Annotated in this window: 23 protein-coding genes; 11 read left to right on the top strand and 12 right to left on the bottom strand. The window is 63.5% G+C overall.

Translation table 11 applies throughout. From position 1 onward, the window contains the following. Positions 1 to 12: 12 nt before the first annotated feature. The gene (locus HU764_RS09555) at positions 13 to 891 is read right to left on the bottom strand and encodes a DMT family transporter (RefSeq protein ID WP_099453761.1); all 879 of its coding nucleotides are present in this window, start codon (positions 889 to 891) and stop codon (positions 13 to 15) included. Positions 892 to 1,138: 247 nt separating this feature from the next. On the opposite strand from HU764_RS09555, the gene HU764_RS09550 reads away from it, so the two are divergent. Continuing rightward, on the top strand, positions 1,139 to 1,963 hold the full coding sequence (locus HU764_RS09550) for an aldo/keto reductase (protein WP_186682568.1): 825 nt from the start codon (positions 1,139 to 1,141) through the stop codon (positions 1,961 to 1,963). A 131-nt stretch (positions 1,964 to 2,094) separates the two neighbouring features. On the opposite strand, the gene HU764_RS09545 is transcribed toward HU764_RS09550, so the two are convergent. Both HU764_RS09545 and HU764_RS09540 read right to left on the bottom strand, forming a co-directional pair. Continuing rightward, positions 2,095 to 4,194: a putative bifunctional diguanylate cyclase/phosphodiesterase gene (locus HU764_RS09545; RefSeq protein WP_186703971.1), complete on the bottom strand. Its 2,100-nt coding sequence runs from the start codon at positions 4,192 to 4,194 to the stop codon at positions 2,095 to 2,097. A gap of 186 nt (positions 4,195 to 4,380) precedes the next feature. After that, a complete protein-coding gene (locus HU764_RS09540) occupies positions 4,381 to 5,868 on the bottom strand; it encodes an aldehyde dehydrogenase family protein (protein ID WP_186703970.1) in 1,488 nt (495 codons plus the stop codon). Positions 5,869 to 6,069: 201 nt separating this feature from the next. Between HU764_RS09540 and HU764_RS09535 the strand changes: the two genes are divergently transcribed. The 8 genes from HU764_RS09535 (at position 6,070) to HU764_RS09500 (ending at position 12,854) form a co-directional block, all read left to right on the top strand. Next, positions 6,070 to 7,221 (top strand): amine dehydrogenase large subunit, encoded by a 1,152-nt coding sequence (locus tag HU764_RS09535; protein WP_186703969.1) that lies wholly within the window; start codon positions 6,070 to 6,072, stop codon positions 7,219 to 7,221. A gap of 15 nt (positions 7,222 to 7,236) precedes the next feature. After that, on the top strand, positions 7,237 to 7,773 hold the full coding sequence (locus HU764_RS09530; protein ID WP_186682560.1) for a MauE/DoxX family redox-associated membrane protein: 537 nt from the start codon (positions 7,237 to 7,239) through the stop codon (positions 7,771 to 7,773). A gap of 3 nt (positions 7,774 to 7,776) precedes the next feature. Beyond that, positions 7,777 to 8,418: a methylamine dehydrogenase accessory protein MauD gene (mauD, locus tag HU764_RS09525; RefSeq protein ID WP_186682558.1), complete on the top strand. Its 642-nt coding sequence runs from the start codon at positions 7,777 to 7,779 to the stop codon at positions 8,416 to 8,418. 14 nt (positions 8,419 to 8,432) lie between these two features. After that, positions 8,433 to 8,954 (top strand): methylamine dehydrogenase light chain, encoded by a 522-nt coding sequence (locus HU764_RS09520; protein ID WP_027595339.1) that lies wholly within the window; start codon positions 8,433 to 8,435, stop codon positions 8,952 to 8,954. Between the two features lie 4 nt (positions 8,955 to 8,958). Beyond that, positions 8,959 to 9,477: a cytochrome C gene (locus tag HU764_RS09515; protein WP_186703968.1), complete on the top strand. Its 519-nt coding sequence runs from the start codon at positions 8,959 to 8,961 to the stop codon at positions 9,475 to 9,477. A 443-nt stretch (positions 9,478 to 9,920) separates the two neighbouring features. Further along, positions 9,921 to 10,835 carry a transcriptional regulator FeaR gene (gene feaR, locus HU764_RS09510; protein ID WP_186703967.1) on the top strand — a complete coding sequence of 305 codons (915 nt, stop codon included), beginning with the start codon at positions 9,921 to 9,923 and terminating at the stop codon, positions 10,833 to 10,835. A 118-nt stretch (positions 10,836 to 10,953) separates the two neighbouring features. Beyond that, positions 10,954 to 11,352 (top strand): c-type cytochrome, encoded by a 399-nt coding sequence (locus HU764_RS09505; protein WP_027595336.1) that lies wholly within the window; start codon positions 10,954 to 10,956, stop codon positions 11,350 to 11,352. A 182-nt stretch (positions 11,353 to 11,534) separates the two neighbouring features. Next, entirely contained in the window at positions 11,535 to 12,854 is a 1,320-nt protein-coding gene (locus tag HU764_RS09500; RefSeq protein ID WP_186703966.1) for an alginate export family protein, read from the top strand. A gap of 42 nt (positions 12,855 to 12,896) precedes the next feature. On the opposite strand, the gene HU764_RS09495 is transcribed toward HU764_RS09500, so the two are convergent. Further along, positions 12,897 to 13,409 (bottom strand): nuclear transport factor 2 family protein, encoded by a 513-nt coding sequence (locus HU764_RS09495; RefSeq protein ID WP_186703965.1) that lies wholly within the window; start codon positions 13,407 to 13,409, stop codon positions 12,897 to 12,899. A 13-nt stretch (positions 13,410 to 13,422) separates the two neighbouring features. Further along, on the bottom strand, positions 13,423 to 14,547 hold the full coding sequence (locus tag HU764_RS09490) for an amidase (RefSeq protein WP_186682550.1): 1,125 nt from the start codon (positions 14,545 to 14,547) through the stop codon (positions 13,423 to 13,425). A gap of 174 nt (positions 14,548 to 14,721) precedes the next feature. Between HU764_RS09490 and HU764_RS09485 the strand changes: the two genes are divergently transcribed. Beyond that, entirely contained in the window at positions 14,722 to 15,201 is a 480-nt protein-coding gene (locus tag HU764_RS09485) for a MarR family winged helix-turn-helix transcriptional regulator (protein WP_186682548.1), read from the top strand. Between the two features lie 227 nt (positions 15,202 to 15,428). Here HU764_RS09485 and HU764_RS09480 read toward each other — a convergent pair whose 3' ends face one another. From HU764_RS09480 to iacA, 7 genes are read right to left on the bottom strand one after another with little or no spacing between them, the layout of a single operon-like run. Further along, positions 15,429 to 15,926, bottom strand: a complete 498-nt coding sequence (locus HU764_RS09480) for a flavin reductase (RefSeq protein WP_186703964.1) — start codon at positions 15,924 to 15,926, stop codon at positions 15,429 to 15,431. 11 nt (positions 15,927 to 15,937) lie between these two features. Further along, positions 15,938 to 16,897, bottom strand: coding sequence for a PDR/VanB family oxidoreductase (locus HU764_RS09475; RefSeq protein ID WP_186703963.1), 960 nt, complete (start codon positions 16,895 to 16,897; stop codon positions 15,938 to 15,940). A gap of 51 nt (positions 16,898 to 16,948) precedes the next feature. Further along, positions 16,949 to 17,701, bottom strand: a complete 753-nt coding sequence (locus HU764_RS09470) for an SDR family NAD(P)-dependent oxidoreductase (protein ID WP_186682544.1) — start codon at positions 17,699 to 17,701, stop codon at positions 16,949 to 16,951. 10 nt (positions 17,702 to 17,711) lie between these two features. Continuing rightward, a complete protein-coding gene (locus HU764_RS09465) occupies positions 17,712 to 18,188 on the bottom strand; it encodes an aromatic-ring-hydroxylating dioxygenase subunit beta (RefSeq protein ID WP_027593647.1) in 477 nt (158 codons plus the stop codon). A 14-nt stretch (positions 18,189 to 18,202) separates the two neighbouring features. Continuing rightward, entirely contained in the window at positions 18,203 to 19,477 is a 1,275-nt protein-coding gene (locus tag HU764_RS09460; RefSeq protein ID WP_186703962.1) for a Rieske 2Fe-2S domain-containing protein, read from the bottom strand. A gap of 15 nt (positions 19,478 to 19,492) precedes the next feature. Next, positions 19,493 to 19,855, bottom strand: coding sequence for an IacB protein (locus tag HU764_RS09455; protein ID WP_186683363.1), 363 nt, complete (start codon positions 19,853 to 19,855; stop codon positions 19,493 to 19,495). A gap of 17 nt (positions 19,856 to 19,872) precedes the next feature. Beyond that, the gene (iacA, locus tag HU764_RS09450) at positions 19,873 to 21,042 is read right to left on the bottom strand and encodes an indole-3-acetate monooxygenase (RefSeq protein ID WP_027594215.1); all 1,170 of its coding nucleotides are present in this window, start codon (positions 21,040 to 21,042) and stop codon (positions 19,873 to 19,875) included. Positions 21,043 to 21,528: 486 nt separating this feature from the next. On the opposite strand from iacA, the gene HU764_RS09445 reads away from it, so the two are divergent. Further along, positions 21,529 to 22,479, top strand: coding sequence for a LysR family transcriptional regulator (locus tag HU764_RS09445; protein ID WP_225876706.1), 951 nt, complete (start codon positions 21,529 to 21,531; stop codon positions 22,477 to 22,479). Positions 22,480 to 22,696 lie beyond the last annotated feature (217 nt).

The raw sequence follows: 22,696 nt of genomic DNA, 5'->3' as shown, positions 1-22,696 counted from the left end.
ACCCAGGCCGTGTCACTTGCTCCGCTGCATCCACGCCGCGCCCAGGCCACTGATGCAGATGATCGAGATCCCCACCAGGCTCAGGCTGTCTGGCACCTGGCTGTAAAACAGCAGCCCAAGCAGCCCGGCAAACACGATCTGGCAGTAGCTGAACGGCGCCAGCAGCGCCGGTGCGGCATGGCGAAACGCCTGGGTCAGCAGCAGGTGGGCCGTCATGCCGAAACCACCCAGCGCCAGCATCAACAGCGCGTGGTCCCAGCGCGGCACCTCCCAGAAAAACGGCACCAGTGCACTCATCGCCAGGGTGTTGCACAGCCCTGCATAGAAGTTGCTGGTGGTGGGGCTGTCATGGGCAGCCAGAATCCGCGTCAGCAACTGATAGAAGCAAAAGCCCAGCGCCGAGCCGAAGGGGTACAGGATCGCTGGCGTGAACATCGCCCCCCCGGGGTGCACCACCACCAGTACCCCGATAAAGCCCATCACCACCGCCACCCACTGCCCCACCGTCACCCGCTCCTTGAGCAGGGGTGCCGACAAGGCCGTGACCAGCACGGGCGCGAGGAAGTTGACCGCCGTGGCCTCCGCCAGCGGCAGGTATTGCAGGCCGGTGGTGAACAGCAGGCTGGTGCTGAGCAGGCTCAGGGCACGCAGGGTCTGCAACAACGGGCGACGGGTGCGCAGTACATTGAGGCCAGACTTGGGCAGGAAGATCCCGGCCATCAGCAGGGTGTGCACCACATAACGCGCCCACACCACCATGATGATCGGGTACAGGCCACCGAGGAACTTGGACAGGGCATCGTGGCTGGCGAACAGGAACGTCGCCACCACCACCAGGGCGATACCACGCAGCGGTTGATTGACTCCGGACAGCGGTGTTCTGGAACTCATGGCGTTCTCGACGGCGGCGCGGCCGGATGCTGCGCCCAGGGAAAGCCGCACAGGGCTGGCCTGGCGGATGAAACTGCTCGAATTCTAGAAGAGATAGCCGAGCATAAGGAAGTTCAATTAGCGCTTGTCCAGGCCAAACGCAATTTCCGTTCGCTGATCGACCACTTTCGCCCCGCCGCGCATGGTCCGCGCCGGGCTGATCGAAGACCATTCCCTACGGACTCTGTAACCACTACAAGGAACTGTCATGCGAAGGCTCACCACCCCTAACGGCCTGGACCTGCCCTGCATCGGCCTGGGCACCTGGCCGATGACCGGCAGCGAGTGCACCCAGGCCGTGCGCCAGGCCCTGGACCTGGGTTACCGACACATCGACACCGCCACCGCCTACAACAATGAAGCGGCCGTGGGCCAAGCCCTGCGCGAGAGCGACGTGCCACGCGAGCAGATCCACCTGACCACCAAGGTCTGGTGGGACCGCCTGGACCCCAAAGCCATGCGTCAGTCGCTGGAAGACAGCCTGCGCGTGCTGGGCACCGAGCAGGTCGACCTGTTCCACATCCACTGGCCGGGCAAGGACTGGGACTTGGCCCGCAGCATCGAGACCTTGGTAGCCCTGCGTGACGAAGGCAAGGCGCGCAGCATTGGTGTCGCCAACTTCCCGCTTGGCCTGCTGCGCCAAGTGGTCGAGACGCTGGGCGCGCCGTTGTCGGCCATTCAGGTGGAGTACCACGTGCTGCTCGACCAGCAGCCGTTGCTCGACTATGCGCGCCGCCACGACTTGCTGCTCACGGCCTACACCCCGCTGGCACGCGGGCAGGCGGCGCAGCAAGAGGTGATCCAGGCGATCGCCCGCAAGCATGGCGTCCTGCCGAGCCAGGTGGCACTGAAGTGGTTGCTTGACCAGGACGGCGTCGCGGTGATCCCCAAGGCCAGCAGCCGCGAGAACCAGATGGCGAATTTGGCGGCGCTGGACGTGCGGCTGGATGATGAAGACCGGGCATTGATTGCGGGTTTGCCTAAGGATCAGCGCGTGGTCAGCCCCGACTTTGCGCCTGACTGGAATAGCTGAGCATGACCGGGGCCGCTGTGCGCCCCATCGCCGGCAAGCCGGCTCCCACAAATTGCGCGCACCTCGCGATCAACGCTGTACCTGTGGGAGCCGGCTTGCCGGCGATGGGGCGCGCAGCGGCCCCCGCGCACCTAGCCCCACAGCAACGCCACCTGCTTCAACCGCTCACTCGCCGGCACAGGCCGCCCATACAGGTAGCCCTGGAAGTGCGAGCACCCCTCTGCCGCCAGGCGCCGCATCTGCTCTTCTGACTCCACACCCTCGGCCGTGGTCTTGATCATCAGGCTGTTGGACAGGTCGGTAATGGCGCGGATGATCGACATGGCTTCGCGGCTGTCGCACATGTCATGCACGAACGACTTGTCGATCTTGATCCGGTCGAACGGGAACGAACGCAAGTACCCCAGCGACGAATACCCGGTACCGAAGTCGTCCAGCGAAATCGACACACCCAGGTCTTTCAGCGCCCGCAAGGTGCGCACGTTCTCTTCACTGTTACCCAGCAACACCGACTCGGTGATCTCCAGCTCCAGGCGCCGCGCCGGCAAGCCCGAATCAGACAGGGCCAAAGCCACGGTATGGACCAGGTTGGCATTCTTGAACTGCACCGGGGACAGGTTGACCGACACTGTCTGTTCGCTGTCCCAGCTGGCCGCTTCCTGGCACGCCAGGTTCAGCGCGCGGATGCCGAGCTCGTGAATCAGCCCGGTCTCTTCGGCGATGGGGATGAAGTCCATGGGCATGACCATGCCGCGGGTCGGGTGCTCCCAGCGCAACAACGCCTCATACCCCGTCACACTGCTGGTCTGCTGATCGACCACCGGCTGGTAGTGCAACTGCAGTTGACCAAGGTGCAGCGCCGTACGCAGGTCGGTTTCCACCAGGCGGCGTTGGCGGGCGGCGACATCCAGCTCGACATTGAAGCACTCGTACCGGTTGCGTCCATTGCGCTTGGCTTCGTACAACGCCATGTCGGCATAGCCCAGCAGTTGCTCGGCCTGGTCATTGTCGTCGGGGGCGATCGCCACGCCGATACTCACACCCACCGTGAACTGATGCCCCTCGATCTGAAACGGCGGGCAAATGGCATTGATCAGGCGCTGCGCGGTATTGCACGCGGCATCACGGCCATCCAGCCCCGTGAGCACGATGGCAAACTCGTCACCGCCCAGGCGGGCCAACGTGTCGTGCTCGCGCAGTTCGCGGCGCAAGCGCTTGCCCAGCTCACGCAGCAGCTTGTCGCCGAACGCGTGACCTAACGAATCGTTGATGTTCTTGAAGTTGTCCAGGTCCAGGCACAGGGCAGCGGTCAGCTTGGCGTTCTCATCACCGCGTACCAAGGCTTGGCGCAAACGCTCATGGAACAGCGTGCGGTTGGGCAGCCCGGTGAGGGCATCGTGGTGCGCCATATGGTGGATCTGCGCGTGGGCCGCCAACTCTTCAGTGGCATCTTCGGCCACGAACAGCACATAGTCGGCCTGGCCCTCGCGGTGCTGGCTGAGCAGCGTACGGCTGCGCAGGGTGCGTGGCCCGCACTGGGTGTCGACCCGGGTTTCGGCGGCATAGCCCTTGGTGCTGCGTGCCCCGCGAGCGAGCTGTTGCTCCAGGTAATCGGCTGCAGCCGGCGCCAGGCTTTGGGCAGGCAGTTGCCCGATCATGCTTGAACCCGGCACACCAAAAAGGCGTTCGGCCTGCTGGTTGGCCAGCAGGATGCGCTGGCTCTCCAGGTCCTGAACCATGACACTGGCCGGGATGTTGGCAATGACCGAGTCAAGAAACTGCGACAGCTTGGCCATCTCTTGGCTGTACTGTTCGGCCAGTTCCTTGGCTTTGAGCAGCTCCAGCTCCTGCTGGTGGCGTTCGGAGATGTCGCGGGTGACCTTGGCGAACCCCACCAGGCGGCCGTCATCGTCATGCACCGCGTCGATCACCACATGCGCATGGAAGGCCGAGCCATCCTTGCGCAGCCGCACACCCACCTCTTCGAAGCGCCCCGTGCAACGCGCCTGTTCAAGGTTGTGCGCGGGCAGCCCGGCAGCCCGTTCGGCTTCGCTGTAGAACAACGAGTAATGCTTGCCGACGATCTCGTCGGCAAGGTACCCCTTGGCCCGCTGGGCGCCGGGGTTCCAGTTGGCAACAATGCCTTCGGGGGTGAGCAGGTAGATGGCATAGTCCACCACGCTCTGGATCAACAGCCGATACATGATGTCGGGGCTTGCGACTAGCGACATGAAATTAACCTGAACCTTCGACGGCCACGAAAAGGACCCCGGCGCTGCGCAACCGGGTCTTGTACAGAAGTGATGGCATTATGCCGGTCACTCGTATTTTGTGAAGTGGTTCACAGAATTTTGCTGCACTGTCCTTTGCCGTACGAAGGGCTGAAGGCGGGGACGTGCCTGGCCCCTCACCCTTCATCAGTACCTGATCATCACCGATTTCAGTTCGGTGTAATCCTCGATGAACGCACTGCCAAACTCACGCCCTACCCCGGATGCCTTCGACCCACCAAACGGCACCGCCGGGTCGAGGAAGGTGTGCATGTTGACCCACACCGTGCCCGCTTCGATCTGCGGGATCAGCCGCAGCGCCTTGGACAGGTCGTTGGTCCACAGGCTGGCGGTCAGGCCATAGGGGCTATCGTTCATCAACGCCAGCAACTGCTCTTCATCGTCGAACGGCAGCACACAGACGATCGGGCCGAACGTTTCCTCGTGCAGCAACGGGTCACTGGGGTCATTGGCCAGCACCACCGTAGGCTCGACGAAGTAGCCCGGCCGATCAAGCGCCTTCGCCCCACAGACCACCGTGTTACTGGCCCGGGCACGCTCGAAGAAGCCGAGAATCTTCTGCAGGTGCGCAGCATTGGCCAAAGGGCCGAACTGGGCGTCGGGGTCGAGCGCCGAACCAATCTTCAACTGCCCCAGCGCTTCACCCAGCTTGCGGGTAAATTCCTGAACCTTGCTGCGGTGCACATACACCCGCTCCGGCGAAGCGCACACTTGCCCCTGGTGCACGAAGGCCGTCTGCAGGATGCCTGCCACGGCGCCGTCCACGTCCACATCGGCCAACAACGCTGCCGGGTTCTTGCCCCCCAGCTCCAGCGTGGCGCGGGTCAGGTTGGCCGCCATCGCGGCCTTGCCGACGGCGATACCGGTCGGCACCGAGCCTGTGAACGCGACCTTGGCCACGAGCGGGTGCTCAATCAACAGCTGGCCCGCCTGCCCGCGCCCATTAACCACGTTGAACACCCCCGCCGGCACCCCTGCCTCGACCGCCAGTTCGGCGATGCGCAGCAGCGTCAGCGGCGTGAATTCGCTGGGTTTGATCACGATGGTGCAACCGGTGACCAAGGCAGAGGCGATCTTCCAGATACCGATCATCACCGAGAAATTCCACGGCACGATCCCCGCGACCACGCCCACCGGCTCACGCAGGGTAAAGGCGGTGTAGCGCTCGCCACCGAATGAAGGCAGCGACGGGGTCATGGTCTGCCCAGTGATCTTGGTCGCCCAACCCGCGAAATAACGCAGGAAGACTACACTTTGAGCGATCTCCAACCCCCGCGAGAGGTTGATCGACTTGCCGGAACACAGGGTCTCGAGCTGTGCCAGCTCTTCGGCATTGGCCTCGATCAGGTCAGCCAAGCGGTTGAGCACCACGCCTTTCTGATAGGGGGAAACCTCAGCCCAACTGCCCTTGAAGGCCTGCCGGGCACTGAGCACCGCACGTGCTACTTCCACCTCGCTGGCCTCGGCAACCCGGCTGATGACCGTGCCGCTGGAGGGGTCGTGGATATCGACTGACGGCCACGCCTCACCCGCCTGGTATTGGCCCTCGATGAAATGGCCATGGGGCCTGGCGAGGAACTCGACCACGGCAGGTAACAGTTGGATATCGCTCATGACATGACTCCTGGAAGGCAGCGCAAAAGTGTGTGCGGGCCGATCTTCAGGCCCCCGCCTACCCGCCTGCCAGCCCCGACCGGCGTTTTGTCAGGGAGCCTCAAGAGAATGTCACGCTGGCCAAATCACCACGCCGGCCCAGGCGGCACACTGCGATCACTGCGATATCTGCATAACCCATAACAACATCGGAGATAGCCAATGCGTCGCGTAGACAGGCTTAGCATCTCGGCAGCCCTGGCCTTGGCCCTGGCTGCGAGCACAAGCGCGGTGCGGGCCGACCTGCCCGCCGAAGAGATCGGCCAGAACACCCTGCCGTTCCCGCCGGACCCTCACCGTGTCTACATCCTCGATGTGGACTTCAAGAACCCCATCGCCGGCAAGGTGGTGGTGGTCGACCCCAAGGCCAAGCGCATGCTCGGCATGACCACCAACGCCTTCGTCGCCCCAACGGCGCTGAGCCCAGACAACCGCACCCTGTACTCGGCCAACCTGTTCTACTCGCGTGGCACCTACGGCGAACGCACCGACGTACTGGTGGCGTGGGACACCCAGACCCTGCGCCCGCAATGGGAAGTGGTACTGCCCGCCAAGCGCGCCTCCACGCTCACCGAGAAGTACGCGATGGGCGTCAGCGCCGACAGCAAGCTGGCATATGTCTTCAACCTGACGCCGTCGACATCGGTGACCGTGGTCAATACTCAGACGCACACGGTCGCCAGCGAAGTCGCCATCAGCGGCTGCGTACTCAACTACCCAGTCGGCAAACGCAGCTTCGCGTCACTGTGCGGTGACGGCCAACTGCTGGTGGTGACACTGGATGATGACGGCAAGGAAGTCTCGCGCACCCAGACGCCGTTCTTCGACCCGAACAAGGTCCGCCTCAACGAGCGCGCCATCGCCAACGGCGACACCTACTATTTCACCACCACCCATGGCGAGGTGTACCCGGTGAGTTTCGAAGGGGGCAAGGCCAAGCCGCAGCCCACCTGGTCGCTGGTCAGCGACGAGGAACGCAAGCAAGGCTGGGCGCCGGGTGGCTGGCAAGCCCTGGCCTTGGCGCCAGGCCTGAACCGGCTGTATGCGCTGATGCATGACCAGCACACCGATGGCAAATGGGAAGACCCGAGCACCACCATCTGGGCGTTCGACCTGAAGACGGGCAAGAAGCTCGGCACGCTCGACTCGCCCAAGCCAGTCTGGAGCCTGCAGGCCAGCCATGACAAGGCGCCCATTCTGGTGGCCACTGACCTGGAAGGCGGCGTGCAGTTCTTCGACCTGGCCACCGGCAAGCACAGCGGTGCCATGGACCAGATCGCCGACACGCCCGTGCTCACCTTGGCCCCTTGGTAAACAGGAGACCCGACCATGCTCGACCCTGTTCTCGTGATTGCCAGCAGTACCGCTTTGGCGACGCTGCTGGCCAGTGCCGCCAGCCACAAGCTACGTGACCTGCGCGCGTTCAGCGCCATCGTGCGCGACTACCAACTGCTGCCAGCACCCCTGGCACCGGTAGCCACGGCAAGCCTTGCACTGGCCGAACTGGCCCTGGCGCTGGCCTTGCTGCTACCCGGTGGGCGAGCCAGCGCGGCGTTGGCGGTGGTGCTGTTGATGGCGCTGTATGCCAGCGCCATCGGCATCAACCTGTGGCGTGGCCGCCGCGACATCGATTGCGGCTGTTCAGGCCCCGGCGCTGCCCAGCCACTGCGCCCAGTGCTGTTGCTGCGCAACCTGGTGATCGCCCTGTTGGCCGGCCTGGCGGCGCTGCCCATGGCCGAGCGTGCACTCGGTGCCCTGGATATTTTCGTGGTGATTGCGGCCAGTGCCGTGGCGCTGCTGATTCATGTGGCGGTGGATGGCCTGCTGGCCAACCAGCCGCGTCTTGCCAAATTGACTGGGAGATAACCCATGCAACTGCTTATCGCATCGAACATTTTGCTCTGGCTGCTGCTGATCGCGGTGGCGTTCACGGTCATGGCCCTGGTGCGCCAGATCGGCGTGCTGCATGGCCGCATCGCGCCTGCCGGTGCGCTGATGGTAGACAAAGGCGTGACGGTCAACGACCCCGCCCCACAGGTCACCGCCGCCGACCGTCATGGCCGCCCGGTAAACATCGGCTACCGCAGCGAACGCTCGCAACTGCTGTTCTTCCTCGCGCCCGGCTGCCCGGTGTGCAAATCGCTGCTGCCGGCGGTCAAGTCGATTGCCAAGGACAACAGCGGCGAGCTGGACGTGATCTATGTCAGCGACGGTGATTTTGCCGAACAGCAGGCCCTGATCGACGCCAACGACTTGCAGCAAGCCACCTATGTGGTCGGCCCCGAGATCGGCATGACCTACCAGATTGGCAAGCTGCCGTACGCCGTGTTGATCGACCAGGCCGGCACCCTGCGCGCCAAGGGCCTGGTCAACTCCCGCGAGCACCTCGACAGCCTGTTCGAGACCGTGCACCTGGGCAGCGCGAGCCTGCAGCAGTACCTGCACGGCAACCACGCGCACGGCCATGCTCACGACCATGACCATGCCCACCCACACAGCGCGCAACACTGATCGCGGAGCACACCATGAGTTTTCTCGACAAACTGTTTGAACGCTCCAGCCGTCATGTCGCCGACACCACCTCACGGCGCAAGGTGCTGGCGCGCCTGGGCTCGCTGATCGTCGCCGGCGCGGCCCTGCCGGTGCTGTTGCCGATCGACCGCACCGCCAAGGCGCTGGCCGCCGAGCAGCCGAAAATGGGCGACCCAGGTGACCCGACCAGCTGTGACTATTGGCGCAACTGCTCGATCGACGGCTTCCTGTGCTCGTGCTGCGGCGGTTCGATTACCTCCTGCCCGCCCGGCACCGATGCCTCGCTGGTGACCTGGATCGGCACCTGCCGCAACCCGGCCGATGGCAAGAACTACATCATCTCGTACAACGACTGCTGCGGTAAGCACGCGTGCGGCCAGTGCGCCTGCTCGCGCAACGACGATGAACAACCCTTGTATCGCCCGTTCAACAACAACGACATCAACTGGTGCCTCGGGGCTGAGTCGAAGATCTACAACTGCACCGTTACCATCATCCGCGGTGTGGCGGTCTAGCGCCGTGAAGGCCCTGACCGCGGTGTTGATCCTGTGCCTGCTGGCGCCTGTCGCCCAGGCCAGGACCCTGCCCAACCCCAACCAGCGCCCGGCGCCGGGCAACGAGGTGCCACCGGTGCCGATTGCCCAGGCCGGTTATTCGGTGCCGGTGAATTATCAGTTGCAATGCGCCGGCTGCCACCGCGACAACGGCGAAGGCTCGGCGGCCAACGACACGCCGCGCATGCAGGGGTTTGTCGGCAACTTCCTGCGGGTGCCGGGCGGGCGCGAGTTTCTCGTGCGGGTGCCGGGGATCTCCCAGTCGGCGCTTAATGATCAGCAGATTGCCGATTTGCTTAATTGGCTGCTGGCGCGGGACGGGATGGCCGGCAACAGCTCACCCGAACAATGGCCGGCGTACAGCGGCGAGGAAGTGCATCGGGTACGTCAGAACAGCATGCTCAACCTGCCGCATGTGCGCGCCGGGTTGATCGAAGCGATGCAGGCCAAGGGCATTCCCATCAGCGATGGGCTTGGCCACTGAATCACGCAAGCGTTGTGCCTTCAGCCCGCCCTGTCAGCGGGCTTTTTTTTGGTTGTCGGGTGGTTTTTTTGGGGGGGGTTGGGGGTGTTCGTCGCAGGATTTTCGGCGCCTGTGAGATCGAGCGCCGCCTCACAACCTGAGGCAGGCACCTCGTCGCCCTCACCCACCCTGCCAAAGTGCAACATCTGGAAACAAACCTGTATCAATTGGCTACATCCCAGCGCATTCCAGCGCACTAATCACACCACTACCACTGCCAACACCCTCATCACAAATAAAATTAATCCCAATTAAAACAATTCACTAGCAAATACCCCCTGCTACACCACTACCTCTCAGGCCCGATTTTTGCTTGAAAATTCAAGTGAATTATAATGCTTTAAGGCACCCCTCCAAGAGTTCGCTCAAGCGAACCGTTCCACGTCCTACCGTGCGAGGCCCCCATGACACCAGCAACCTGTGTTACCGACGATCACTTCCAGGCCTGGCTCAGCCAGGTCAACGATGCCTGCGGCCACTTCAACGCCCGCAAGCTCGACGCAGGCTTCGTCGGCCAGCTCGAAAAGTGCCAGGTAGGCCAGATTTCCATGAGCATCGTCGACATGACCCACGTCAACCTGTTCCGCGGCCCGCGGGAAATACGCGCCAGCGGTGCCGACAACTACTATGCAGTCTTGCAGATGGCCGGCACCTCGCATATCGAGCACCAGGATGCACGCATCGAACTGCGGCCCGGCGACCTCACACTGATCGACGCCAGTGCCCCGCTGGACATGCACTTCCACCAGCGCTCGCGCCAGTTGTCGCTGATTTTGCCGCGCACTCAGGTCGAAAGCGGCACCCGCGGCGTCAGCGTGGCCTGCGCCAAACGCATCGAAGCGCAAACCCCGTTGGCCAGCATGGCCCGCCAGATGATGCTCGAAGCCGGCCGCACCCAGCACATGGCCAACAACGAAAGCCAGGCGGTACTGGAGGCGCTGATCGCCTTGCTGCGCCCCGCCATCACCCAGGACTCGGTGCCCGGCAGCCACGAGCGCATGTTCCGCAAGGCCCTGGCACTGATTGACCAGCGCATCACCTGCGAAAGCCTGACACCTGAGTTCATTGCCCGCGAAGTGGGCATCTCCATGCGCAGCCTGTACCGCATCTTCGCCAAGCACGACTTGGTCATCGCCCAGTACATCCGCAACCGTCGCCTCGACTTCTGCGCCGAAAGCCTGCGCAATCCGTCGATGGATCAGAAGGTGTCGTCGCTGGGGTATGCCTGGGGTTTTTCCGATTCGAGTTATTTCAGCACCGCATTCAAAGGCCGGTTTGGCATGACCCCAGGCGAGTACCGCAAGCGTCACGCCAACTGACAAGCCCAGCAAACACCCTGGCAGGCACAACAAAACCCGCCCGCCTGTACTCGCACACAATCAAGCAGAACACCAACAAGAAGCAGCCCCGCGCTGCCCTACCCAGGAACCGTGCGTGATGTCGACCGTCGTATCCAGCAAGTTCGTAATGCCCTTCCTGCTCGCCGCGCTGGCCAGCCCGCTGGCCCTGGCCGAAGACTGCGCAGCCCCGCAGCGCCAACAGGGCGAACAGGTGTTTGCGCGCGACTGCGCGGCGTGCCATTCGGCGCAAAAGGATGGCCCAGTGATGATGGGCCCCAACCTGCACGACGTGGTGGGCCGTACCCCCGGTACCGTGCCAGGGGCCAATTACTCTCAGGCCATGAAAACCCGCCAGGCGGCCTGGACGGCGCAAAGCATCGGCGCCTTCATTGCCCAGCCACAGGCGGCAGTACCCGGCACCTACATGCCTTATGCAGGGTTGCCGGACGCGGGCGAACGCCAGTCGGTGACGTGTTTCCTCGCCGGCCTCAAGTAACCACGTTTGCCCACGAAGGCCCCGCAATGGGGCCTTCTGCGTTTTTAACGCCCGCCCCATCAGCTTGGCACACCGCCAAAGTCAACTGGCAGCCAGGGCAAAAGCCCAGGGCTGGGCTTGCTTCATGATCATTGGCACGTCTTCGGAACTTCTGCCAAAACCATGACAAAGGAAGCCAGACCATGCACCACCGCCCGTTCCGCCTAACCTTGGCCGCACTCCTGGCCGGGGCTTCGCTGAGTGCGTCCGCGCACGAGCTGTACAGCGATGCCGAACGCCATCTGAACGCCAATGTGGAAGCCGTGTTCGGGGCATTCCACAGCGAACGCAGCTACGCCATCGCCCGCGGCCAACCCGGCTCCACCTCGTGGCGGGAAGGCTATATCAAGTATGGCTTGAGCGCCGACCAGGCCCTGGGCAGCGTCGGTTCGCTGTACGGCGCCTTCGCCATGCTCAGCTCAGCGACCTGGGGCGACGGTGATGCTGCCGGCTTCAGCGATGGCAGCGAACGCACCAGCAAGATCGAGGATGCCTACGTGGGCTGGAAGTCCGGCAACCTGGTGCCGATCCTGGGCGAGGACGGTATCGACCTGTCGTTCGGCAAGCAGATGGTCGCCGTGGGCGATGGGTTTCTGCTTCAGGGTGACTCGCTGAACGTCGGCCATGGCCTTGCCGATGGTCAGTTCAACCGGGGCGGTGCGTACTACCTTGCCGCTCGCAAGAGCTTCGACAAGACCGCCGTGCTGCGCCTGGGCGGCAGCAGTGGTTGGCGCGGCGACCTGATGTGGCTGCAGTCAGACAACCGCGCGCAGGCCAACACCGAACTGCACGTCGCCACCCTTGAGCACGTGGCGGACGCCGGCACCGTCGGCCTGACCTATATCGGCACTACCCATGTCGACGAGCAGTACGCCTCCCCGCTGCAACTGGAACGCGATGGCATGAAGACTTACAGCCTGCGTGGCCAGGGCAATGCCGGGGTAGACAACCTGTTTTTGTCCGGGGAATACGCCAAACAGGACAAACCCCATACCGCCACCGAGGACGCCTGGTACCTGGAAGCCGGCTGGACCTTCGCCGACCTGCCCTGGCAACCGAACCTGAGCTACCGCTACAGCCGCTTTTCCGAGCAGTACGACACGCTGTTCTATGGCCTCGGGCGCGGGTTGGGTACCTGGTTCCAGGGTGAAGTGGCCGGTAACTATGCCGGGCCATTCAACAGCAATGCGCGGGTGCAGAAGGTCGGCCTGACGGTCAGCCCGACGCCGACGTTGAACCTTGGCGTGATGGGGTTCCATTTCGACACCATCGATCGCAGCCTGGGCAATGTGGACGGACGCGAGCTGGATATCTATGCCGAGTGGACCCTCAATGATCACCTGATGATCGTGCCGCTGGTGGGGTTGTATCAGCCGGATCGCAGCGTGGAGCAAGGGGGGACGCAGTTGGGCAACCACCACGACAACCTGTATGGCCAGGTGGTGTTCGTCAGTACCTTCTGAGCTGCAGGCACTGGGGCTGCTTTGCAGCCCCAGCATCCGTGACTACCGCTCTGGCACCGGCAACGGCGCGTCGCTGTTCCACGCCGTCACTGGCCGGCTGAACAGGTTCTCGGTCTGGAAATGCGCCATGCGCCACTGGCCCTCTTCCAGCGCAAAGCGCACGGTCAGCCGGGCAGCATTGAGGTGTGAGGCGCCGTCGGCAAAGGTACTGGTCTGCAACATCACCCAGCGCCCCAGCCCTTCCTCACCGGCCACCTCGATAACCTCACTGGTCAGAAAGTGCACATTCAAGGCGAAATGCGCCGGGGTCTTCATGTAGGTGGCGAACATCGCCCGGATCGCTTCGCGCCCGCGGTAGCCGCCAAAACTCTCGGCGTACTTGGCGCCCTTGCCCTCCCACACCGCATCACGGCAAAACAGCTGCGCCAGTTCATCGAGCGGGGATCGCGCGTCCAGTTGGTCGCACAACGCCATGTAGCGGTTGATGCAGACGCGGATGGCCTGCTGGTGTTCAAAGCTGCGCAGGCGGGCCTGGAGTTCGAGGATATCGGTCATCGCAATCGTGGCCTCAATGATCGTTGCCGGCGTACAGGTTCAGCAGCACGCGCTCGGCCACTGCCAGCAATTTCTCATCGGCGCCTTTGGCCGCCACCAGTTGCAGGCCAACCGGCAAACCTGCCTCGCTGCCTAGCGGAATGCTCAACGCCGGGTGCCCCGACAGGTTGAACGGCCGCACCAGCGAGGTCATGCCCAGCACCGCGCGGGTATCGGCGGCGTCCTCCAGGCGCAGTGGGAAGTCCGGCATGGTCGGCAGGGCCAGGACATCGAAGTTGGCCAGGGCCTGGTCGACTTCTTCAGTAAAGCGTCGACGCACCTCCTCTGCCTCGGCCAGCGCCGTGTCAGTGGTCTGCCCCGCTGCCGCCAGGCGCCCGGCGATATCGCTGCCGACCTTGCCGGTTTGCAGAAGGTGACCACAGCCTTCGAACGTCTCGCGGTTGATCACGACCATGCCGGCGTCATAGGCGGCGCCAAAGTGTTTGAGTTCGACATTGCCCAACGGCAAGCCACTGGCGCTCAGGGCCCCGTGCACCACCTTGTGGATGGCGGCCTCGGCGGTCACCCGCAATACGCCGATGCGCGCCCTGGCCGGTACCTGGGCGGGGACGAAACTGGGGTCGATCATGCTCATGGCGCGTACCAGCATCGGCAGGCTCGCGGCGAACGGGCCCACGCAGTCGAGGCTGGTGCGAGCCGGCATCACGCCTTTACGGCTTACCCGGCCAAACGTTGGCTTGAGGCCGAACACGCCACAGCAACAGGCCGGGACACGCACCGAGCCACCGGTGTCGGTGCCCAGGCTGAAATCCGCCAGGCCCGCGGCCACCGCAGCTGCCGAGCCGCTGGACGAGCCACCGGGTATGCGCCCCGGAAAGCGCGGGTTGGCGGCCGTGCCGGTATAGCGGTTGATGCCGGTCGTGCCGAACGCCAGTTCGTGCAGGCTAACCTTGCCGGTCAGCCGGGCACCGGCCGCCAACAACTGGCTGACCACGTCGGCATGCCGCTCGGCCAACGGCGCATCCTCTAACGCCTGGCTGCTGGCGCGGGTCGCAGTACCGGCGACATCGATGGTGTCCTTGACCACGACCCGGGGGCCGGTGCCGCCCAGATCAAGGGTTTCTACTATGATTGTCATTGTTGTGCAGCCCTCTTCAAGAATGGATGCCGGGCCTTGGCCCAGCCGATAAAATGCGTGCCGATTACTTGAAATGTCAACTGAACATTCCAGTATTATGCGCCCGCTTTACGGTAGCCAAATGCGCGGAAACGTCTATGATGTCGCGACTATTTCCGCACAAGTAGTGAATCGATGAGCAACTCGAAAAACACAGGCCACAGCCACCACGACCCAGCCAGCGATGAATTTCGCAAGGAAGATTTCCCCTTCTACTGGCTGGCGCGCGTGCATGGCCGCTACACCCAGAACATGGAACGTCTGCTCAAGAAGATCGACCTCGACGTGCCGCGCTGGCGCGTGCTGTGGATCCTCAACGAGAACGGTGAATCGAGCATTTCCGAGATCTCCACCCACGCCATCGCCAAGCTGTCGACCATCACCAAGATCGTCTACCGCATGAAGGACGACGGCCTGGTCGATACCGCACCAAGCCCGGAGGATGGGCGCGTGACCCAGGTGCGGATCACCGAAGTCGGCCTGCAGAACATCGAGCGCATGCAGGACGTGACGCGCGAACTATTCCAGCGCAGTTTCAAGGGGCTGACCGAAGCACAGGTGCAGCGCCTGAACCGGATGCTGGAAGTGGTGTTCCATAACCTCGAAACACTTTAACTTAACGCCCAATCCCCCCCCCTGTAGGAGCAGCCTTGTGCTGCGAAGAGGCCGGCGCAAACGGCACACATCGCCGGTACTTTCACTGGCCTCTTCGCAGCACAAGGCTGCTCCTACACAGGTCCGCGCAAGCTGTTCGGCACGCCTTCGGGAGCACACATCGCGGGTGCTTTCACCGGCCTCTTCGCAGCACAAGGCTGCTCCTACACAGGGTCAGCGCAAGCTGCTCAGCACGCCTTCGAGGCCTCGCATACCCGGTGATAGGCGCGGTTGAAATACACCAGCCCATCGTCCGCCCCACCCTGGCGGATGTCCTGGATCTCGCAGTAGAAAATGCTGTGCGAACCCACCTCATGCACCTGGGCAATGCGGCAGTCGAAGTTGACCAGCGCCTCCTGCATCACCGGCGCGCCGCTCTCCAGCACGGTCCAGTGCGTGGTCGCAAAGCGCTCTTCCGTGCTCAGGTTGCGGTTGGCAAACGCCCCCGACAGCTCCTGATGGGTACCGGCCAGCACGTTCACGCACAGCGCACCGTTGGCCTTGAATTGCTCATTCGAATACGAGGCGCGGTTCATGCACACCAACAACGTGGGCGGCGCGTCGGTCACGCTGCACACCGCCGACGCGGTAAAACCGAAACGGCCTGCGGGGCCATCGGTGGTGATGACCGATACGGCGCCACCGAGCAGCGCCATTGCATTGCGAAACTGGCTTACATCTACCATGGTCATGCTCCTCAGATATCCAGCACCAGCTTGTTGGACTTGGCCCGCGAGCAGCACACCAGGATCTGGTCGTTCGCGGCTTTTTCTTCATCGGTCAGGTACACATCGCGGTGGTCCGGCTCGCCTTCGAGCACTTCGCACATGCAGGTCCCGCAGACGCCCTGCTCGCAAGAAATGTCGATCTTGATGCCAACCTGGGCAAGCGCTTCGAGGATGGTCTGCCCCTCGGCCACCTGCACGGTCTTGTTGCTGCGCGCCGCCACCACTTCGAAACCTTGGCCACTGGCGTCGACCTCGACCTGGAAGTACTCCTTGTGGATGTGGTCTTCGGCATAACCCTGCCGACGCGCGCCCTCAATCACCCAGTCCATGAAGCCGGACGGGCCGCAGGTGTACAGGTGGGTGCCCTGGCTGGCAGTGCCCAGCACCGCCTGCAGGTTCAGGCGCTGTGCCGGGTCTTCATCATCGAAGTGAGTGACCACCCGCGCGGCGAACGGCGCCGCCGCCAGCGCCTCGAGAAACGCACTGCGGCTGCGCGAGCGCCCGCAATAATGCAGTTCAAAATCCGCGCCCTGCTGGTGCAGGGCATGGGCCATGGCGATCATCGGCGTGATGCCGATACCACCGCCCAGCAGGATCGAACGGCTGGCCTGCGGCGCCAGCGGGAACAGGTTGCGCGGCGCACTGATCTGCAGCTCGCGCCCTTCCAGCAAAGTCTCGTGCACGCCCAGCGAGCCGCCGCGTGAAGCTGGGTCTTTCAGCACGCCCAGGCGATACACCGAAGCATCGGCCGGGTCACTGCACAGCGAATACTGGCGCACCACGCCGGGCGCGACGTGGATATCGACATGCGCGCCCGCCTCGAAGGCCGGCAACGCCGCGCCATCAGCGTGCCCCAGATCGAGGACGACCACGTCGGCCCCTTGGATCTCGCGCTTGCGCACGACTACGTTCAACAATTGTTCATTCATGGCCGGTGTCCCGTGTAACGACAGGAGGCGCGCAGCGCCCCGCAAAAAAAATCAACGCATGAACAGGCCGCCGTTCACGTCCCAGGTCGCCCCGGTGGTGAAGTAGGCTTCGGGCCGCGCCAGTTGCACGATCAGGTCGCCCAGAAAACCGGCGTCCCCCAGGCGCTGCACCGGGATGTTCGCCAGTAGCCCTGGCAGGCGCTCGGCAGGCACCGCGGCATGCACCGCCGGCGAATCGATCGGGCCGGGGGCGATGGCGTTGACCGTGACGCCACGGGCAGCGAACTCCTTGGCGAAGATCTTGGTCAGGGTGACGATCGCGCCCTTGCTCGCCGCGTAGTGCGCGCCGGTCGCGGTGCCGCCGTTCTGCCCGGCCAGCGAGGCCATGTTGATGATCCGCCCGTAACCGGCCTCGGCCAGGTACGCGCCGAACACCTGGCAACCGAGGAACACGCTGCGCAGGTTCAGGCCAACCACGGCGTCGAATTCTTCCGGGCTGATCTGCATCAGCGGCGTGGTCTTGGTCACCGCAGCGTTGTTGATCACCACGTGCAGGGCGCCAAAGTGCTCCAGCACCTGGGCCAGCGCCTGCTCGAAATCGGCCTTGCTGGCGACATCGAGCTTGACCGCGAGGGTACGGCCGCCCTGCCCTTGCCGGGCTTGCTGCAGTTGTTCGGCGCTGGCCTGAGCGAGCGCCAGGTCACGGTCCGAGACCACCACGTCAAAGCCTGCGGCAAGCAGTTGCGCGCAGAAGCGCTGGCCCAAGCCCTGGCCGGCGCCGGTTACCAATGCGACTTGGTTCATGGTCGGTTCCTCACAGGATGTAGCCGATACCGGCGAGGGTATCGTCACTGTTGATCAGGCTGATCACCTTGCGGTGGATCTTGAAGCTGCCTTGCGCCCGTACCAGGGTGTAGGTCAGGTCGGCGCTGTAGTGCTTGAGGCTCTCTTTGCGGAACTCGCGCACGTTCTGCGCGCAGCGCACGGTGACGTTGACGCCGTCGTCGCCCAGCACCCGGAAGCGCGAAATCGTGCGCACGGTGCGCGGCTGCGGGCTGGTGGAAATCGACTCGCCGCCGATCAACCGCTGCACGCGCAGGCCACGCATGTGGTGGTCGTCGTAGGCGTAGTTGAGGGTGTTCTCGTAGTCACTCTCGCGCGGGTCGATGGGGATGATGTACGTGCCTTTTTCGGTCCATTGGCCGAGCCAGGTGTCGTACTCGCCGTGGTCGAGCATGTCGCCTTCCTGCCAGATGAAAGCGGTGACTTCTTGCAGCAATTGCAGGTTCATAGGGTTCTCCACGCTCACGCCGACATCATCTTTTTCCACTGCTGGTACGCCGCGCGCATGCCGGTTTCGGCACTCACGTCGGACACCAGCCCGTCTGCGCTGGGCTTCTCGCCCGGCAGGCCGCGGTTGAGCATGATCCACAGGTCTTCACCGGCACGAGCGCCTTTCTGCACGCGCTCCCAGGCCTCGGAATCGTCCGGGGTGCCAAAGCCCATCGGGCCTTGGAAGTGCTCGTGCAGGCGCAGGCGGTAGCGGTTGGCTGCGGCTGGGCCGCCGTCCATGGTGATCACCGAGTGGTGGATTTCGGTCTCGGTCACCGAGATCGGCTGCAGCACGCGGAAAAACGCCATCGAGCAGGCGACGTTGGGGAACAGGTTGAGGTTGAAGCCCGAGCCACCGACGGCGCGGACGATGCGGCGCACCTGCTGCTCGTCGATGCCTTCGTCGCGCAGTTCGGCGGCGAGGGACTCGAAGCGCTCGGGGATCGGCTTGTCGAGGTCGGCTTCCAGGTCCACCAGCTCGGGGATCATCACCATCACGCTGTGGCCGTTGCCGAGGTCTTCGACGTAGCCTGGGCCTTTGACGAAGTCGAACAGCTCCAGGGTCTGCTCGTCGACCGAGGACAGGAAGCTTTTGTGCACCAACGGGAAGTGGTAGGCGTCGGTGGTGTTTTCCAGCTGGATCTTCCAGTTGCCGGGGAAGCGGAAGCGGTGCTCGCCGGGGACCTTGATGCCGTAGCCGGCGCCTTGCTTCATGAACAGGTCCATCCACTTCTTCGCGGCGCCGAGGAAGTCTTCGAGCGGTTCGATGTCGTCCTTGAAGGTGGCGAAGACCATGCCGGCGTAGCGCTCGACGCGCAGGCTGACCAGTGGCAGCTCGGCCTTGTCCAGGCAGTCGCCGTAGCTTTCCGGGTGGGGAATGCCGCGCAGCGAGCCATCGAGGGCGTAGCCCCAGCCGTGGTAGGGGCAGACGAAGCTGTTGGTCTTGCCCTTCTTGTGCTCGCAGACCGTGGCGCCGCGGTGGCGGCAGCGGTTGAGCAGCACGTTGATGGCCTTTTTGCGGTCACGCACGACGATCACCGGCTGTTTGCCGATGAAGGTGGTCTTGTAGCTGCCGGGCTCGGGGACTTCGCTCTCGTGGGCGACCCAGACCCAGGTGCTGTGGAAGATCTTCTGCAGTTCGGCGTCGAACAGGGCCGGGTCGGTGTAGAGGGAGGTGTGGACGCGGTCGGGCTGGACCAGCTCGGCCGGGTCTACCGTCAGGTTGACGGCGGGGATCAGGTTGCTCACGGTATCGTCCTCGACTCAGGCGCGCTGGATGATCAGTTCGCGGCCGACACGGGCCTCGACCTTGGCGTAGCGCCACAGCTTGTACGGCCCCTCGCCCACGGCCGTGGTGCGGAACAGGTTGCAGGCGGCGTGCACGGTCTCGATGTCCGGTACGTCGGCCAGCAGGTAGGTGGTCCAGGGGAAGCCGTCGGACGGGCCGACCATACCTTGGTCATCGTCCATGTTGCCCAGCACGTTCACCCCGGTCAGGTCGTGAATGCCATTCCACATCGCGCTGAAGGCGGCCCACACCTGCAGCTGCTCCTCACGGGGGGCATCGAAGAAGTTCTGGTTGATGCCCATGCAGAACAGCACACGCAACGCTTTCTTATCGCTCATGACAAAATTCCCGAAAGTTACAGGTAGCCCGGAAGGGGCTGTTTACCGAAGAACATCGCACCGGCGTTCTGGTACGTGACGTCGCCCATGAAGGCGTGCTGGGTCACCACCTGCGCATCGTTGACGCAGCGGGCCAGCGGGCTTTCGTTGTAGATGCCGGTCATGCCCGAGAGCATCTGCGCACTGCGTGCCACTTCAGCGGCCACGCGGGCGGCATGGGTGGAGGACAGGCGCAACAGGTTGGTGACGTCGACCGGTACCGGGTCGCCCGCCACCACGTGCTCCCAGGCACGTTCGATGGACTCGTAGAAGAACGCGCGCGCCGAGCGCAGCGCCGCCTCGGCCTTGGCCACATCGACCTGGGCCAGCGGCCGGTCGGCCAGTGCCGGGGCGCCGGTCACCGAGATGCGCCCACTGGCCATGCCTGACAGTTCGTCCAATGCAGCGCGGGCAATGCCCAGCCCGACCACCGAGAGCACCTGGGTGGCGAACGACAGCGATGGGTAACGGAAGAACGGCTCGTCCAGGTTGGGCTTGCCGCCGCGCACGAAGGTCCACTGCTCGCCCACCACCACGTCCTCGACCACCAGGTCGTGGCTGCCGGTGCCGAGCAGGCCGACGGTGTCCCAGGTTTCTTCGATGCGCGCCTGCTGGCGCGGCATCACGGCCAGGCGCGGCAGGTCGAGCTTGTCGCCATTGCGTGGGGCAATCCCGACACCCACGATGTCCGCACCCATGGACCCGCTGGAGTACTTCCAGCGGCCGTTGACCTTGAAGCCTCCAGGCACGATCTCGGCCGGTTGTGGCGGGAAGATGCCTCCGGCAAACACCGTGTCGGGGCTGTTGCCGTAGATCTCGGCGATGGTCTCCAGCGGCAGCGCCGCCAGGTACACGGGGCTCATGCCGAAGCTGGCCACCCAGCCGGCAGAGCCGTCTGCATGGGAGATGCGTTCGATCATTTCACAGAAGGCCCCCGGCGAGCACTCAAGCCCACCAAAGCGCTTAGGCACCAAGGCGCGGTACACGCCATGGGCCTTGAACGCGTCGATCACATCGCGGGATATGTAGCGCTGGCGGTCGAACTCACCGAGGCGAGCACGATCACGAACACCGTCAAGCAAGGCCTCGAAAGCAGGGCCAGAGGCGAGCGCCGACACAGGCGCGGCACGCAGGCAAAGCGAATCCATGGACATTCTCCGTCTCAGGCGCGGTTTTTGTACTGATGCTTGTGGGGGGCGTTGGCTGGGCTCGTGGAAGGCAAGCACTGGCCATACAGAGGGGCGAAGGCAGGTTCGGGCGGCATGGTCTGTCTCTCTTGTTTTAGGTGCCGGTGACAAATATTTGCGGCGATTTACGTGAATTGTCAATTGAATTTTCACGCTAAAACAGGAGAAAAATTTACCTATACCTAACGGATAAACCCTCTAAAAATTGGCTATCTACATGATTTAAATGGATTTATACGACTTCAAAAACCGGTTTCAACGCGCCTAAAAAAACTAACGACCCGCGCCGATATCACGAAAAATTTTTAGCGCCTTTTTCACATGATTTCGGACAGAAAAAAACGCGTGTACGATGGCCTGGCATGGAGCGCGACAACGCCGGCCACCCACGCCGAGCACACAAAAAAAACAAGCCAACGCCCCACCAGGATGGATGGGGACACGCCAATGCCTGCCGTGATTACTCCCGAGGTCGAGGTCATGCCCACCCGCCATATCGATCTGCAGGACCACCGCCTGCGCTACCTGCACCTGAGCCATGACAAGGGCTCCATGCGCGCCGCTGCCGAAGTGCTCGGCGTCGCCACCTCATCGGTCAGCCGGCAGATCGCCCGGCTGGAAGAAGAACTGGGCATCGAACTGGTGCGCCCCGGCACCCACCGCATCAGCCTGACCGCCGCGGGCGAGGCTGCCGTGGACTACTACATCGAACGCATTCGTCAACACGCGCTGCTGGTCGACCGGCTGGATGAATTGCGAAGCCGCCAGCAAGCCTCGACGGTGATCGCCATCGGCGAAGGCCTGCTGGGGGCACGGGCGATCAATTCGTTGCAGGGCTTTTTGCACGCGCACAATGCGCACAAGGCCGAGATCATCAGCGCCCCGTCATTGGAGGTGCAGCGCATGGTGATGAACGACGAGGCGCACCTCGGCGTGGTCTTTGCGCCTAACGCATCGGCCCGCCTGACGCGCCTGTTCAGCCTGGCGCAGCCATTGCGGATGATTGTTCACCGTGACAGCCGGATGGCCGAGCGCTCCACGGTCAGCCTCGCCGAAGTGGCCCGCGAATCACTGGTGCTGCCCGGCGCCAACTTCCGCGTGCGGGAGCTGGCGGATGCCGCCTGCAAGGACCAGCCGTTCGCCATCGTGCCCACCCTCACCTCCAACTCCCTGGCGGTGATTCTGGACTTCGTTCGGTCGGGGCTGGGCGCCACCTTGCTGGCCGAACTGCCGATCATCGACGAGCTCAAGAACGGCACCTTCAAGGCCCTGGCCATCGATTGCGAGGCGATGAACGCGACCGATATCCAGATTGTTACGCGCCGTGGGCGAACCTTGGATGGCATGAGCCGGGAATTGGCGACGGAGATGGCCAAGGCGGTGCGGATGGCGTTGTGATCTTGGTGCTTGTCTTGGTGCTTGTCTTGGTGCTTGTCTTGGTGCTTGTTTTGGGAGATGCAGCGCCTATGAGATCGAGCGCCGCCCGCGCGGCGCTCGATGTCCGCCCCCACAAAAAAACTACGCCGAACGCATAGCCACCCCCCATTGCAAAAAACGCAACAACATTGATCCCCCCTGTCATTGAGCCCCACCCCCCTGCCCTTTAGCGTTGCTC

Origin of the sequence: Pseudomonas kermanshahensis (genome assembly GCF_014269205.2) — a bacterium.
Lineage (GTDB): Bacteria > Pseudomonadota > Gammaproteobacteria > Pseudomonadales > Pseudomonadaceae > Aquipseudomonas > Aquipseudomonas kermanshahensis.
This window is presented reverse-complemented; position numbering and strand designations above follow the sequence as displayed.

Excerpts from the sequence above, each read along its gene's own strand:
- HU764_RS09520 (WP_027595339.1), top strand. The coding sequence starts at position 8,433 with ATGAGTTTTCTCGACAAACTGTTTGAACGCTCCAGCCGTCATGTCGCC.
- HU764_RS09535 (WP_186703969.1), top strand. The coding sequence starts at position 6,070 with ATGCGTCGCGTAGACAGGCTTAGCATCTCGGCAGCCCTGGCCTTGGCC.
- HU764_RS09530 (WP_186682560.1), top strand. The coding sequence starts at position 7,237 with ATGCTCGACCCTGTTCTCGTGATTGCCAGCAGTACCGCTTTGGCGACG.
- HU764_RS09555 (WP_099453761.1), bottom strand. The coding sequence starts at position 891 with ATGAGTTCCAGAACACCGCTGTCCGGAGTCAATCAACCGCTGCGTGGT.
- iacA (WP_027594215.1), bottom strand. The coding sequence starts at position 21,042 with ATGGATTCGCTTTGCCTGCGTGCCGCGCCTGTGTCGGCGCTCGCCTCT.
- HU764_RS09545 (WP_186703971.1), bottom strand. The coding sequence starts at position 4,194 with ATGTCGCTAGTCGCAAGCCCCGACATCATGTATCGGCTGTTGATCCAG.
- HU764_RS09465 (WP_027593647.1), bottom strand. The coding sequence starts at position 18,188 with ATGAACCTGCAATTGCTGCAAGAAGTCACCGCTTTCATCTGGCAGGAA.
- HU764_RS09445 (WP_225876706.1), top strand. The coding sequence starts at position 21,529 with ATGCCTGCCGTGATTACTCCCGAGGTCGAGGTCATGCCCACCCGCCAT.
- HU764_RS09500 (WP_186703966.1), top strand. The coding sequence starts at position 11,535 with ATGCACCACCGCCCGTTCCGCCTAACCTTGGCCGCACTCCTGGCCGGG.
- HU764_RS09495 (WP_186703965.1), bottom strand. The coding sequence starts at position 13,409 with ATGACCGATATCCTCGAACTCCAGGCCCGCCTGCGCAGCTTTGAACAC.
- HU764_RS09505 (WP_027595336.1), top strand. The coding sequence starts at position 10,954 with ATGTCGACCGTCGTATCCAGCAAGTTCGTAATGCCCTTCCTGCTCGCC.
- HU764_RS09475 (WP_186703963.1), bottom strand. The coding sequence starts at position 16,897 with ATGAATGAACAATTGTTGAACGTAGTCGTGCGCAAGCGCGAGATCCAA.
- HU764_RS09470 (WP_186682544.1), bottom strand. The coding sequence starts at position 17,701 with ATGAACCAAGTCGCATTGGTAACCGGCGCCGGCCAGGGCTTGGGCCAG.
- HU764_RS09550 (WP_186682568.1), top strand. The coding sequence starts at position 1,139 with ATGCGAAGGCTCACCACCCCTAACGGCCTGGACCTGCCCTGCATCGGC.
- HU764_RS09490 (WP_186682550.1), bottom strand. The coding sequence starts at position 14,547 with ATGACAATCATAGTAGAAACCCTTGATCTGGGCGGCACCGGCCCCCGG.
- HU764_RS09480 (WP_186703964.1), bottom strand. The coding sequence starts at position 15,926 with ATGGTAGATGTAAGCCAGTTTCGCAATGCAATGGCGCTGCTCGGTGGC.
- mauD (WP_186682558.1), top strand. The coding sequence starts at position 7,777 with ATGCAACTGCTTATCGCATCGAACATTTTGCTCTGGCTGCTGCTGATC.
- feaR (WP_186703967.1), top strand. The coding sequence starts at position 9,921 with ATGACACCAGCAACCTGTGTTACCGACGATCACTTCCAGGCCTGGCTC.
- HU764_RS09540 (WP_186703970.1), bottom strand. The coding sequence starts at position 5,868 with ATGAGCGATATCCAACTGTTACCTGCCGTGGTCGAGTTCCTCGCCAGG.
- HU764_RS09485 (WP_186682548.1), top strand. The coding sequence starts at position 14,722 with ATGAGCAACTCGAAAAACACAGGCCACAGCCACCACGACCCAGCCAGC.
- HU764_RS09455 (WP_186683363.1), bottom strand. The coding sequence starts at position 19,855 with ATGAGCGATAAGAAAGCGTTGCGTGTGCTGTTCTGCATGGGCATCAAC.